Source organism: Flavobacterium sp. (assembly GCF_046317795.1).
GTDB lineage: Bacteria > Bacteroidota > Bacteroidia > Flavobacteriales > Flavobacteriaceae > Flavobacterium.
In genome coordinates this window covers 1-14551 of record NZ_JBKCVI010000222.1, presented here as the reverse complement: position 1 = coordinate 14551, position 14551 = coordinate 1, and the positions used below count along the sequence as shown (strand labels likewise).

At 32.9% G+C, this 14551-nt stretch carries 14 protein-coding genes; 13 read left to right on the top strand and 1 reads right to left on the bottom strand.

Annotated features, from left to right (window positions below; translation table 11 throughout):
• The 13 genes from sprA to ACK5ON_RS12980 form a co-directional block, all read left to right on the top strand.
• Nucleotides 1-3538: cell surface protein SprA (gene sprA, locus ACK5ON_RS13040; RefSeq protein ID WP_409823277.1), on the top strand; the 3538-nt coding region annotated here is incomplete at its 5' end.
• A gap of 76 nt (nucleotides 3539-3614) precedes the next feature.
• On the top strand, nucleotides 3615-3995 hold the full coding sequence (gcvH, locus tag ACK5ON_RS13035) for a glycine cleavage system protein GcvH (RefSeq protein WP_409823275.1): 381 nt from the start codon (nucleotides 3615-3617) through the stop codon (nucleotides 3993-3995).
• A complete protein-coding gene (locus ACK5ON_RS13030) occupies nucleotides 3988-4368 on the top strand; it encodes a VanZ family protein (RefSeq protein ID WP_396174165.1) in 381 nt (126 codons plus the stop codon). The genes gcvH and ACK5ON_RS13030 overlap by 8 nt, the downstream gene beginning before the upstream one ends.
• 58 nt (nucleotides 4369-4426) lie before the next feature.
• Nucleotides 4427-5170: a deoxyribose-phosphate aldolase gene (deoC, locus tag ACK5ON_RS13025; protein ID WP_396174167.1), complete on the top strand. Its 744-nt coding sequence runs from the start codon at nucleotides 4427-4429 to the stop codon at nucleotides 5168-5170.
• 18 nt (nucleotides 5171-5188) lie between these two features.
• Complete coding sequence (locus tag ACK5ON_RS13020; RefSeq protein ID WP_409823272.1) at nucleotides 5189-7306, top strand: gliding motility protein RemB; 2118 nt, start codon at nucleotides 5189-5191, stop codon at nucleotides 7304-7306.
• Between the two features lie 136 nt (nucleotides 7307-7442).
• Entirely contained in the window at nucleotides 7443-8345 is a 903-nt protein-coding gene (gene cyoE, locus ACK5ON_RS13015) for a heme o synthase (protein WP_409823270.1), read from the top strand.
• Between the two features lie 3 nt (nucleotides 8346-8348).
• Complete coding sequence (locus ACK5ON_RS13010; RefSeq protein WP_396174173.1) at nucleotides 8349-8939, top strand: heme-copper oxidase subunit III; 591 nt, start codon at nucleotides 8349-8351, stop codon at nucleotides 8937-8939.
• Between the two features lie 43 nt (nucleotides 8940-8982).
• Nucleotides 8983-10014, top strand: a complete 1032-nt coding sequence (locus tag ACK5ON_RS13005) for a cytochrome c oxidase subunit 3 (RefSeq protein ID WP_396174175.1) — start codon at nucleotides 8983-8985, stop codon at nucleotides 10012-10014.
• 20 nt (nucleotides 10015-10034) lie between these two features.
• The gene (locus ACK5ON_RS13000) at nucleotides 10035-10391 is read left to right on the top strand and encodes a cytochrome C oxidase subunit IV family protein (RefSeq protein ID WP_396174177.1); all 357 of its coding nucleotides are present in this window, start codon (nucleotides 10035-10037) and stop codon (nucleotides 10389-10391) included.
• A gap of 76 nt (nucleotides 10392-10467) precedes the next feature.
• Nucleotides 10468-11124 (top strand): hypothetical protein, encoded by a 657-nt coding sequence (locus tag ACK5ON_RS12995; protein WP_409823267.1) that lies wholly within the window; start codon nucleotides 10468-10470, stop codon nucleotides 11122-11124.
• Between the two features lie 10 nt (nucleotides 11125-11134).
• The gene (locus ACK5ON_RS12990) at nucleotides 11135-11818 is read left to right on the top strand and encodes an SCO family protein (RefSeq protein WP_409823279.1); all 684 of its coding nucleotides are present in this window, start codon (nucleotides 11135-11137) and stop codon (nucleotides 11816-11818) included.
• Nucleotides 11811-12404: a DUF420 domain-containing protein gene (locus tag ACK5ON_RS12985; protein WP_396174182.1), complete on the top strand. Its 594-nt coding sequence runs from the start codon at nucleotides 11811-11813 to the stop codon at nucleotides 12402-12404. Before ACK5ON_RS12990 ends, ACK5ON_RS12985 begins: the two co-directional genes overlap by 8 nt.
• 58 nt (nucleotides 12405-12462) lie before the next feature.
• Entirely contained in the window at nucleotides 12463-12654 is a 192-nt protein-coding gene (locus ACK5ON_RS12980) for a hypothetical protein (protein WP_409823265.1), read from the top strand.
• Nucleotides 12655-12881: 227 nt separating this feature from the next.
• On the opposite strand, the gene ACK5ON_RS12975 is transcribed toward ACK5ON_RS12980, so the two are convergent.
• On the bottom strand, nucleotides 12882-14273 hold the full coding sequence (locus tag ACK5ON_RS12975; protein ID WP_409823263.1) for a DUF4403 family protein: 1392 nt from the start codon (nucleotides 14271-14273) through the stop codon (nucleotides 12882-12884).
• Between the last annotated feature and the right edge of the window lie 278 nt (nucleotides 14274-14551).

Below are 14551 nucleotides of genomic sequence, written 5' to 3'. Positions count from 1 at the left end.
AACTACAGCGCGTTGGTATCAATTTAAAATTCCGGTAACACAATATGAAAACACTATTGGAACTATTTCCGATTTTCGTTCTATTCGATTTATGAGAATGTTTATGACAGGATTTACCTCTCCTATAACCCTTCGTTTTGGAGCTTTAGATTTAGTAAGAGGAGAATGGAGACGCTATGTCAATTCGTTTCAAGAAAATGACGACCCAAACCTAGACAACACCAATTTTGATGTATTAGCGGTAAACATTCAAGAAAATGCTTCAAGACGTCCAATTCCTTATGTTCCACCTCCAGGGGTAATTAGAGAACAAGTTAATAACAACAACACAATTATCAATCAAAACGAGCAATCACTTTCTTTAAGAGCTTCGGGAGATGGACTTGAAGTAGGCGACTCTAGAGCGGTTTTTAAAAATGTAAGTGTTGATATGCGTCAGTTTAATAAATTGAGAATGTTTATTCACGCGGAAGCACTTCCAGCATCTGAAACGGATCCAACAACACCATTAGAAAATGACCAAATGGCTGGTTTTATTCGTTTTGGTAATGACTTTACCAATAATTACTATCAGGTAGAAATACCGTTAAAAGTAACTCCTGCATTCGCATCAGATCCAGCAATTATTTGGCCTGCTGAGAATGAAATAGATTTGGCAATGTCATTATTAACAAGAATGAAAGTCTTAGCATTGTCCATTGATCCAGCAACTTTGCCAGAGGGAGTTTATTATCCCGATGATGATATTACACTACCTGATGGTGATGGTGACCCGAATTTGAGATTGGGGATAAAAGGGAATCCTAACTTTGGTTTGGTACGAACGTTAATGGTCGGAATTAAAAACAATTATACCGAAAAAATAAAAGGCGAAGTATGGTTTAATGAGTTGCGTATTTCTGATATGAATAATAAAGGCGGTATGGCTGCTGTTGTAAATGTGGACTCTAATGTAGCAGATTTCGCCACAATTTCTGGGACAGGAAGAATGAGTACTATAGGTTTTGGCGCATTAGAAGAAGGACCAAACGAGAGAAGTAGAGAAGATGTAAAACAATACAATCTCGTTACTAATTTTAGTTTGGGAAAATTATTACCAAAGAAATGGGGAATTAATTTGCCATTTAATTATGCAGTAGGAGAAGAAACAATCACTCCAGAATATGATCCTTTTAATCAAGATATCAGACTAGAACAATTGTTAGCCAATACCTCTAATGCAGCAGAAAGGGAAAATATTAACAATAGAGCTATAGATTATACCAAAAGGAAAAGTATTAATTTTATTGGTGTTAAAAAAGAAAGGGGTGAAGCTCAAAAACAACACGTATATGACCCAGAAAATTTAACACTTTCTTATTCCTATAATGAAATTGAAAAGCACAACTACGAAATTGAAAGCTTTATAGATCAACAAGTAAATGTAACGGCAGATTATACCTACGCATTTAAACCTAAGTCCATCGAGCCGTTGAGTAAAAATAAATACCTTAAAAAAAGTGATTATTGGAAACTTTTAAGAGATTTTAATTTTAATTATTTACCAGCAAGTATTTCTTTTAGTTCAAACATCATGCGACAATATAACAAACAACAATTTAGACAAGTTGATGTTGAAGGAATAGGATTGGAACCATTGTATAGAAGAAATTACATGTTCAATTATCAATATGGATTTAATTACAACTTAACAAAATCGTTGAAAATTAATTATACAGCAGCATCTCAAAACATTGTTCGTTCTTATATAAATGAAGAAGATATTCCAGATAATAGTTATACTGTTTGGACAGATTTTTGGAATATAGGAACTCCCAATCAACATAATCAACAAATCGTAGTAAACTATGATATTCCAATTAATAAAATTCCCGTTTTTGGATTTGTAAAATCTACTTATTCTTATACAGGAGATTATAGTTGGCAGCGTTCTTCATTAGCATTAGAAACGATTGAAGCTAGCGATGGAACTATTTATAATCTCGGAAATACCATTCAAAATGCAAGTTCACATCGTTTGAACACTACTTTCAATATGGATACTTTTTATAAATATATTGGATTGGGTAAAAAACCCGCAAAGGCACCAACAAAAACTCCTGTTCCAAAACCTGGTGAAAAAATACCCAATATTAAACCACAAGCTTCAAAGTCAAGCAATGTCTTTTTAGACGGTTTAGTAGGGGTATTGACTAGTGTGAAAAATGTTCAAGTGAACTATACAAGAAATGAGGGAACTGTACTTCCAGGATTTTTGCCAAGTTTGGGATTCTTTGGTTCTTCAAAACCTTCTTTGGGTTTTGTTTTTGGTATTCAAGATGATGTTCGATTTGAAGCTGCTAAAAATGGTTGGTTAACAACCTATCCTGATTTTAATCAAAATTATACCCAAGTTTTAACAGAAACGCTCGAAGGAACAGCAAATATTGATTTGTTCCCTGATTTTAAAATTGATTTAACTTCCAGTAGAGCTTTTTCTGAAAACTTTTCAGAGCAGTATGATGTTGATGCACTAACTGGGCAATACAATTCACGGTCGCCTTATACTTTTGGAAATTTCTCTATTTCCACCGTTATGCTCAAATCTGCATTCAAGGCAAGTGATGAAAATTTTTCCTCTGTATTTAATGATTTTAGAGGGAACAGAATTATTATTGCCAATAGATTAGCAGAAGATTTTTATGGCAATACAACTTTCAACAGAGATGCCGAAGGGTATCCAATAGGATTCGGAAAAAATAGCCAAACCGTTTTATTACCAGCTTTTTTAGCCGCCTATACAGGATTGTTTTCCTATGGTGCAAATGATAGAGCAAATGATATTTCGCTGAGCGCTTTCAGAAATTTTCCAATTCCAAACTGGACAATAAAATACACAGGTTTAATGCGTTATAAGTTTTTTAAAGATACTTTCAAACGTTTTTCTATTCAACATGCATACAGAGCAGCTTATACTATTAATGCTTTCCGTTCCAATTTAGATTATGATGCAAGCAATCCAAATAAAGTAGATACAGGCGGAAATTATTTACCGCAAACAATTATTGGAAATGCCAACCTTGTAGAACAATTCAATCCTTTAATTCGACTTGATTTTGAAATGAAAAGTTCATTGAAAATATTAGCCGAAATGAAAAAAGACAGAAGTTTATCCATGAGTTTTGATAATAATTTATTAACCGAAGTACAAGGATTTGAGTATATCATTGGTGTAGGTTATCGCATAAAAGATGTTATTTTTTCTTCAAAACTAGCCGATAACCCAACAGGTATTATCAAAAGTGATATAAATATTAAAATGGATTTTTCATATCGAAACAACCAAACCATTGTGCGAAATTTGGATTATAACAATAACCAATTAGGCGGAGGACAAAATATCTGGACAGCAAGATTAACTGCCGATTATTCATTCAGTAAAAACTTAACTGCTATTTTCTTCTATGATCATTCCTTTTCAAAACCAGTTATATCCACTTCTTTCCCTTTAACCAATGTTAGAACTGGATTTACAATGCGATATAACTTCGGTAATTAATGAATTTTTATCGACAATCTTTTAATTAAAGCTATAGATTGTATACTTTTGAAGAAAATTAAAAACATACAAACCTATGAATATTCCAAGTAATTTAAAGTACACCAAAGACCACGAATGGGTTTTGATAGAAGGCGAAGTTGCCACAGTAGGAATCACTGATTTTGCTCAAAAAGAGTTAGGAGACATTGTATATGTTGAAGTAGAAACATTGGACCAAACTTTAGATAAAGACGAAGTATTTGGAACTGTTGAAGCAGTGAAAACGGTATCCGATTTATTTTTACCGCTATCTGGTGAAATCTTTGAATTTAATGACGATTTAGAAGCTAATCCAGAATCTGTAAACACTGATCCTTATGGGAAAGGTTGGATGGTTAAAGTGAAAATAGCTAACACTGCCGAAATTGAAGAATTACTTTCGAGTGATGCTTACAAACAACTTATTGGTGCTTAAAAAAACAGTTTTTGGTTTGGCATTCAGTTGGACCGTTTTAGTTGCTTTTTTATGTTTATTTTCGTTCACTAAGTTGCCTTCTTTCGGGGTTTCTGGAACAGATAAATATGTTCATTTTACATTTCATTTTGTTTTTACACTACTTTGGGGATATTACTCATGGTTATACTATCATCATATAGAGCTCAAAAAAATAGTTACAATAGTATTTATTTCACTTTGCTACGGAATTCTTATCGAATTTTTACAAGAAGAGTTCACCATAAAACGTCATGCTGATATTTTTGATGTTTTAGCAAATTTATTAGGAGCCATAATTGCCTTTCTTGTTTTTGTTTTCATCAAAAAAAATAAAAGCAGTAACAAACCATAAAGAATCAGATAACAAAAAATGTCCCAATTTAATTGGGATTTTTTTTTACTTTTATGCCATGAATATTAAACACTATCTCGACTCCACTTATTTAAAAACAGCAGCGCAAGCTGGATTGACTGAAGAGGATAATAATACTATCGTGAGAGGGTTTATTCAAGAAGCCATTGAGGAAGGTTTTAAACTAATAATGATTCGGCCTGACAAAGTTAAAATAGCAAGAGAGATGATTACCGCTGCCAAATCAAAATTACTCATTGGAACAGTTATTTCTTTTCCCGAAGGGACAAATTCAATAGAGGAAAAGTTAGCAGAAGCTCATAAAGCAATAGAAGATGGTGTCGACGAACTTGATTATGTTTGCAATTTCGAAGCATTTAAAATGGGAAATTCCGAATTAGTAAAAAATGAAATTTACAAAGGAACTCGTTTGGCATTTGAACATCATAAAATAGCAAAATGGATTATAGAAGTGGCCGCTTTGACCGATGCTCAAATAATCCAAATTTCTGCCTTAATCAAAAATGTTATTATCACAGATTTTAAAGAAGAATGTTATGCAAATGTATTTGTGAAATCATCTACAGGTTTTTATAAAACCGAAAACAATCAACCCAACGGAGCAACCGTTTCTTCTATAATTTTGATGCTCGAAAACGCTTCACCTCTTCCAGTAAAAGCTGCTGGTGGCGTTAGAACATATGACGAAGCTGTTGAAATGATTCGTCTAGGTGTAAAAAGAATAGGCACTTCTGCCGCCAAAACTATTGCCAATGGCGAAATCGCCACAAGTAATTATTAATATTATTATCCCCATAAAATGAAAAAAATATTTCCATTTTTAGTATTGTTTTTTACTATTGTTTCTTCTTCACAAGTAACATTGAAAGGAACCGAAAAATTCCCCGTTTTTCCATCCTGCCAAGACTTACAGTTTAAAGAACTAGAAAATTGCTTTTATAATGAAGTTCAGAATTTTGTATTTAATAATTTTAAAGTCCCGGAAAATTTACAACAAAATAATTTTAAAGGAAATGTAATTGTCCTTTTTGAAGTTGCCGACACCGGAAATTTCAAAGTCATCTATGTTGATGCTGTTGATGAAACCTTAATTGCTGAAAGTAAAAGGGTTTTTGGAAAACTACCTAAAGTTGCTCCTGCAACGTATAATGGAAATCCTACTTATGCTAAATACACTATTAAAATAGCCATACCTCTTCAAAGCGTTGCCGATATTGAAGCCCAAAATCAAGCTGAAATTCTAGCCGCAAAACAAGCAAATGATTTTAAACCTAAAAAAAATTATTTAACCGAGTTAGACAGTATAAAATACACGAAATTTGATAATCCTCAATTCCAAAGTCATTTAAATGTTCCGTTTTCACATAGTTATTATGCACAATTTGATGATGAAATGAATCAAGTTGGGGCTAACAATCATACGGGTTCTAAACCTTATGAATATGCAGATGTTTCCAAATATTATAACCTAAAACAACAAAATGAAACTTTGGTAATTAACAAGCAAGGTTGGTGGGGCAGAAAAATATTTAACGAAAGTTTAGTCGAAGTGCAAGGCGAAGGATATTGGTTTACACTTAACCCAATTTTTGATTTACAGTTCGGAAAAAGTAATCCGAGTGTTTCAAGCTACACTTATGTTAATACTAGAGGAATTCAATTTACCGGCGGACTGGGCGAACAATTAAATTTCACCACCACCATTTATGAAAGTCAAGGTCGCTTTGCCGATTATTTTAATCGTTATGCTAGATCTATTGCTCCATCTGGTGGGAATCCAGCTATTATTCCGGGAATGGGAATTGCTAAAGATTTTAAAACAGATTCGTTTGATTTCCCTGTGGCAGAAGCCAATTTAACCTATACACCTAGCAAATTTATCAATATGCATTTGGGTTATGGACGCAATTTTATTGGTGACGGATATCGTTCCCTTTTGTTAGGTGATGGCGCTAGTCCTTATCCTTATTTTAAATTAAACACTACTTTTTGGAAAATAAAATACACTAATATTTATACCTGGCTCAAAGATGTTCGCCCTGAGGTTACGGTTGATGGAACCTATGCAACGAAGTTTTCGGCTAGTCATTATTTAAGCTTGAATATAACCAATAAATGGAATATTGGATTGTTTGAATCAGTGGTTTGGACAAATTCAAATAATCGTGGATTTGATATGAGTTTTGTAAATCCTATTATTTTTTATCGTTCGGTAGAGTTTAATTCTTCTTCTAAAACGGGAAATGCGATGTTAGGTTTGACAACAAAATACAAATGGAATAATCAAATCAATTTCTACGGACAGTTTTTACTCGATGAATTTTCGTTAAACGATGTAAAAGCAGGAAATAATAGTTGGAAAAATAAATTTGGGTATCAGCTGGGTGCCAAATATTACAATGCTTTCAACATCAAAAATTTATTACTTCAAGCCGAGTATAACCATGTGCGACCTTATGTATACTCGCATAGCAGTCCTATTACCAATTATGGTCACAACAATCAAAGTTTAGGACACCAATGGGGAGGAAATTTTAGCGAATTTATTGCTATAGCACGATACCACAAAGGACGGTATTTTGCCGATGCCAAAGTTACTATAGGAACACGTGGATTGGATTTTAACAATGCTACCGATACTTTTAATTATGGAAGTAATATCTATAGAGATTATGACGATAGTCGGCCTTTTGATGATAATGTAAAAGTAGGACAAGGCAATAAAACCAATATCTTTATCACTGATTTGCAAGCAGGTTATTTGGTAAATCCTGCTACCAATATGAAATTATATGGAAGTTTTATTTATAGAAACTTTACACCTTCCACCCAAACTACTTTAGCAATTAATGAAAGTACCACTTGGATTTCTATCGGTTTGCGTTGTGATATTTTTAATTGGTATTTTGATTATTAATGTTTAAAATCAAATCAATCTAAATAGCTCCTGAAATTTCAGGAGTTTTTTATTTTTTTTATGAATTGTTTTTTTGTCAATTCACTTTCTATAAAGTACCTTTGCGCAGTTCTGAGAAATCGGGAAAAATTCATAGATGAACGCTACTGTTTCTACATTTTCAATAAAACAAATTGCCATTGATTTCAAAGAAATCACTAAAGCGGGTTTAGCAATCAGCGTGGTGTTTTCCTCCATTGCAGGTTACCTTCTTGGCGTGGTTGATTTTCAGGATTTAAAAGTAACTACTTTGTTAATGCTTGCTGTTGGTGGCTATTGTATGGTTGGCGCTTCCAATGCTTTTAATCAAGTGATAGAAAAAGACCTCGATGCGTTGATGGATAGAACCAAAAACCGTCCAGTAGCTTCAGGCAGAATGTCGCCCAATCATGCTTTGTTTGTCGCGAGTTTACTCACTATAATCGGTTTGATTTTATTGTATTTAATCAATCCAAAATCGGCTATGTTTGGAGCGATTTCTATCTTTTTATACACGAGTATTTACACGCCTTTGAAAACCGTTACGCCGCTTTCGGTCTTTGTGGGTGCGTTTCCTGGTGCTATTCCTTTTATGTTGGGTTGGGTTGCTGCAACAGATTATTTTGGAATTGAAGCGGGAACACTTTTCTTGATACAATTCTTTTGGCAGTTTCCCCATTTTTGGGCTATTGGTTGGTTTTTGTATGAAGACTATGAAAAAGCGGGATTTTTTATGTTACCCACAGGCAATAAAGATACGTCAACCGCGTTGCAAACCATTTTGTACTCCATTTGGTTGTTGGTTGCTTCCATGTTACCTTCGTTGGGATATACAGGGCGATTATTTATTTCGCCAATCGCAGCAGGAATTGTATTTTTGCTTGGGATTTGGATGATTTTTTATGCAGTAAAGTTATATCAATTGAGAACCGCTAAAGCCGCGAGAAGCTTAATGCTTGTTAGCGTTTCGTATATCACTTTGTTACAAATAGTTTATATTACCGATAAATTTTTAAGATAATTTATGACAACAACACCAATGACTGCTCAGGAACATAAAGAAAAAACGGCTCGTTCATACAAATTACTCTTGTTGTTTGGTATGGGAAGTATGACGATGATGTTTGCTGGAATAGTTAGTGCTTTTGTAGTGAGCAAATCAAGAGAAGATTGGATGAAAGATTTCCAATTGCCTTCCGCTTTTTATTTCAGTACGTTGGCAATTATTCTATGTAGTGTTGCTTTTCATTTGGCCAAAAAAGCCATTCAAAAAGATAACAGAAGTGCTACAACAAGTTTTCTTTTATTTACTTTAGGTCTTGGAATAAGCTTTGTTGTATTGCAATTTACTGGCTTTGAACAAATCGTTCAACAAGGATATTATTTCACAGGACCAGAGAGCAATATAGCAACAACTTTTTTATACGTAATTGCTATTGTTCACTTGGCTCACCTTGCTGGTGGACTAATTTCGCTTTTAATCATAATTTATAATCATTTTAAACAAAAATACAATTCAAGTCAATTACTTGGAATTGAGTTAGGTGCAATGTATTGGCACTTTCTTGATTTCTTGTGGGTTTGTTTGTTTTTCTTTTTATATTTCTTTAAATAAGAAAAAAAATCTAAATTTGGGAACTTTTTAACTTTTAACTTTTATGGGAGCGACAGTTACAACTGCTAATAACACTGAAAACACTTGGGGTGGCGGAAATGAGCCAATGGGCGCCAGTTATGGCAAATTGATGATGTGGTTTTTTATCGTATCAGATGCCTTAACCTTCTCTGGTTTCCTTGCTGCATATGGATTTTCTAGATTTAAATTTATTGATAATTGGCCCATTGCCGATGAAGTGTTTACGCACTTTCCATTCATGCATGGTGTGGAAGCACCAATGTATTACGTGGCATTGATGACTTTTATTTTGATATTTTCATCTGTAACGATGGTGTTGGCCGTTGATGCTGGACATCAAATGAAACAAAAGAAAGTGGCTTTTTATATGCTATTAACCATTGTTGGTGGTTTAATCTTTGTTGGTTCTCAAGCTTGGGAATGGAAAAATTTCATCAAAGGGGAATATGGCGCTGTTGAAACAAAAGGGGGAAGTATCATTCAATTTGTAAACAACAAAGGAGAAAGAGTAAAGCTGGAAGATTTTGCAGTTCGCCTACCAGGACAAAGAGAAGAGCTAACAAGAAGCCAAGGCAAATGGTTTATGAAGAGCGAAGAATCTTTAGCTTCTTATTCGGTTGCTGAGGTTCAAGCAGGTTTCAAAGCGCATCCTGAATTGTTAGTGAGAACTGAAAAAATTTACAGGGATACAAAGGAAGATAAAGCCAATACAAAATTACAACCGGGTTTAAATAAAAACAAGCAAAGAGAGATTGTAACAAGAGCAGAATCTGAAGTTTTGGTTGGAAATGCGCATTTGGTTGTTGAAGGTGCCAATTTAAAGCACAACGAATATGGTAGTAAATTGTTTGCCGATTTCTTTTTCTTTATCACCGGCTTTCACGGTTTCCACGTATTCTCTGGTGTAGTCATCAATTTCATTATTTTCTTAAATATTGTTTTAGGAACTTATGAAAAAAGAAAATCTTATGAAATGGTGGAAAAAGTTGGACTTTATTGGCACTTTGTCGATTTAGTTTGGGTATTCGTATTTACATTCTTCTATTTAGTTTAATATTTTAGAAAATTTACATTATGTCACACGCACATGAACATGTTTCAAACACAAAAAGAATTTGGTTGGTTTTCGCCTTATTGTCTGTTGTTACAATAGTTGAGGTATTTTTAGGAATCGTTAGGCCTGATTTTTTATTCATGAATAATTTTTTAGGAATGAATTTGCTGAACTGGGTTTTCATTATCCTAACATTGTATAAAGCATACTATATTGTATGGGCTTTTATGCACATGGAAGGTGAAAAAAGCAGCTTACGCTGGGCTGTAGTTGGCACCGTTATTTTTCTTGTAGTATATCTACTTTTTATATTATTGGTTGAAGCAGATTACATTTATGATATTTTTAAAAACTCTACTATTAAATGGAATTTTTAACATTATATTAATTCAAATTAGAGGTACGCATTGCGTACCTTTTTTTATTTTTGTACAGTTAATTTTTTAGAAAAAAATGAAAAAAAATAGCGTTCTTTTTGTCCTTTTTATTTTACCAATAGTGGCTTACCTTTTTTTTGCTTCGGGAGTAAATAGTTTTATCACATTACCTACTATCACACCAACGATTCCAGATGTAAATCCACAATGGGAATCACTCAACGGCGAAACGGTAACACTCAATCAAAAAATAACTGTAATAGGTTTTACAGGAGAAGATATCATTTTGAACAGAGGGAATTTTTTTAATCTCAATCAAAAAATTTATAATAAATACTATGAGTTCAAAGATTTTCAATTTGTATTCATTGCTCCTGATGGAACCCAAGAACAAGCTAAAAGGATTTTGAAAGAACTTAGTCCTCTGTCAAATGTTCGCGGTTATCATTTTGTGTTTGCACCCGTAAATGAAATTCAAGCGTATTATAATAATTTGAAATTGATAGGCAAATTGGATTCCAAAATGGGAACACCAAATGTTTATATTATTGATAAAAAAAGAAACCTTCGTGGCAGAAAAGGAAAAAGCGTTCAAGGAGAACCCGAATATAAAGAAGGATTCAACACTGAATCGGCAGCAGAATTGCATAATGACATGATGGATGATGTGAAAATTATTTTAGCAGAATACCGATTGGCTTTGAAAAGAAACAATGCAAACAGACAAATTTAGAGTTACCGAAATGAAAAATAAATCTTATATAGGATTATCGTTTATTGTATTAATTTTTGGAATTTATGTTATTCCTAAAATTATCGAAAGAATAAAAAATGGCACCGTCGTTCAAGGCGATAGAATTGATGCAGTTTCCAATCATAAAAATCCCGATACTGGTTTGATGACCATTGGATCAGCGCCAAAGTTTGAATTGACAGATCAAAACAATGAAAAAATTTCAAACGAAACCTATTTAGGAAAAGTCTATGTTATAGAGTTTTTCTTCACCACTTGTCCTTCCATTTGTCCTATTATGAATAAAAATATGGTAGTTATTCAAAATGATTTTTTTGGCAATCCCAATTTTGGTATTGCTTCCATTTCAATAAATCCAGAATATGACACTTCAGAAGTGTTAAAAGAACATGCAAAACAAATTGGCGTGAAATCATCCAATTGGCATTTGTTAACAGGTGATAAGCAGTATATTTTCAATATTGCCAATAAAGGATTTAATTTGTATGCTGGCGAAAATAAAAATGTGAATGGTGGATTTGAACATTCTGGACTTTTTGCTTTGATAGATAAAAAAGGAAACATCAGATGTAGAAAAGACAAGTTTGGCAATCCTATTTTATATTATGATGGATTGGATAAAAAAGGAGTTAAAGCAATTACTGAAGACATAAAAAAACTATTAAATGAATAAACAAAGCGAACAAACGTTAGAAAAAAAATTCAAAGGATCAATTATTGCAGTTTCCATTATAATTCCAGTTGCTGTAGCAGTTTTGTTTTCAGTAAAACTAAAAGATTTTGGAATAGAAGTAGAACCATTATCTTTTTTGCCACCTATTTATGCTTCTATAAATGGATTAACAGCACTGATTTTAATTATGGGTGTATTGGCTATTAAAAATGGTAACAAAAAAGTTCACCAACGATTTATGACGGCAGCAATCGCTTGCTCTGTTGCATTTTTGGTGATGTATATTGCCTATCACATGACAGCAGTTTCCGCAGTTTATGGAGATATTAATGCAGATGGACTTTTGGATGAAACAGAAAAAACTAACGCTGGTTCCATACGCTATGTGTATTTGTTTATATTATTAACACATATTTTACTTTCCATTATTATTATTCCTATGGTATTGATTACCTATGTCAGAGCTTTAGCCCAACAATTTGACCGACATAAAAAATTGGCCAAAATTACGTTTCCTATCTGGTTGTATGTTGCTGTAACAGGTGTTTTGGTTTATTTGATGATTTCGCCTTATTATGCTAATTAAATTTAAAATTTCAAATTCCAAATTCCAAATTTCAAACATTTTTATTGGAATTTGTTTTTTGTTTTTTGGAATTTCCACTTATGGACAATGTGCTATGTGTCGAGCAGCATTAGAAAGTTCGGGCAATAAAACTAAAGTGGAAGCCGTGAATGATGGTATTGTTTTCTTGATGGCAATTCCTTATATTTTGGTCGCTGTGATTGGATTTGCTATTTATAGAATGTATTACAAGAAAGATAGAAAAGTATAGACTTAAAGAAAATGCGGCCTAATTTTACTAATTATACCTTTTGTCATTCCGACGAAGGAGGAATCACATAATGCGAGTAACTTGTGAGATTCCTCCTTTGTCGGAATGACAACTAAATCAATAAAACTTATTTTCAGCAAAAGATTTTAAACAATAGAATGGAAAAATAGTTGCTAACTCAAAACCGTCCCATACCGAAACTTCGGAATTGAGACAGAACACTTTTCTTAATCCATTCCGTCAATTTTCACATTCATTTTGCCAGTGGTAGTAATAAATGCAATGATGGCTTTATCCGTTACTTCTACTTTTTCAAATTCAAAATCATTCAGAGTTCCATTGACAAAAACGCCTTTCATGGGGGAAAAATTATTCAAGTAAGGCAACAAACTTTTTTTTCCTTCATCGAGATTTTCTTTAATAGAATAGCGACAGTTTTCTTGAATTTTTTTCAAAATTACACCTTGTAGTAGCCAATTTGCAGTTTTGGTCAGTACTCCTTTTGTGTTCAAAACATAATCCATTTGATCAAAATAAATTTCCTTAGTTATGGCGTTATAGTTTGGAATTCCCGACAAATAAATAGTGCCATTCATGCTTCCTGTCATGTCAAGCGCTATAATAATTTTTCCGTCTTTTTGCCACATTTCCACCTTTTGTATTACAATTTTTCTGCTTCCTGCAGCAAATTCTTTTCCTTGAAAGTTGGAAGTGATTATTTGAGAAGCACTTTCATAAGTTGAAATAGCCACAACGTTTGCCATTACTTTATTGGGAACGCTTGTCACTGGTTTGAATTGTATAGCATTTCTATCAAAAGTGCTTTTTGGTTTCACACCCACCATCGTTTGCATATTGCATTTCAAACCCAAATCCATGTTAATTTTACTTTTTTCTAAAACAGCATCGGTTACATAGACTTCAATTGGAATAAGTTTGAACCAAGTTTGGTATACTTCGCTCGTTAAAAATGGTGTACTCATTTTTTCTAAAACATCAAGCACATAAGGTTTGAAATCACAAGAACTTTCAATGGCTTCATCTATTTTTTTGGCAATTTTAGATTTAAATATAGAAAGTGTTGGATTGATGATATAAGTAATGGGAACATTTTTTCCTGCCACAAGTATTGATGGGCTTTCTGACCATGAAAAATCTTCAATTTTGGAATTGGTTGACATTTTCCAATTGGACAATTTCACATCGCTAACCATAGTAATAGTTCCGTTTAGGTTAATTTCCCTTGTATCATTTAACGACATAAAATCGGTTCCGTATTTGAATTTGGCCCAAATTTTTAAAGGAAGAATGGTTTGAATTTTACCATTTTTCTCAATTAATCTGATAGGAGCAGTTTTGGTAATCTTCATTTCGGTTTTGTCATCTTCCAAATTGGTATCGTCATAAATTTGTCCCGATAAGGATTTATTCAATTGATTTTCAATTTCTTTCAACGTAATTTCTAATGGCATGTTTACAAACGAAGTCTTTGTTTTATAAACCATCGGCGCATCATTTGAAGGAAGTGGTTTTAAAGCTTCAATTTTTTTTGAAGTAGAACAGCTGTAAAACAATATAGAAATAATACTAATTGACAAGAGTGATTTTATGTTTGTCATAATCTGTTTTTATTATTCGGCAAAAATAATTGTAAAATCTCAATAAATCTGTAACATAATTAAAAAAGTAAAGTCTAAGTTTGTATTGTTTCCAATTATTAAACAAGGAAAATCAATATCTTTGTAGAGTAATCAAATAAGCTTCATTACATTGTTTTATGATAAAAAAAATAATAAATAATTACTTACTAATCTTTTTGACTTTCCTTGGATTTGTATCTTTTGCACAATCCAAAAAATGGACACTTGAAGAATGTGTAAAATACGCCATTGACAAT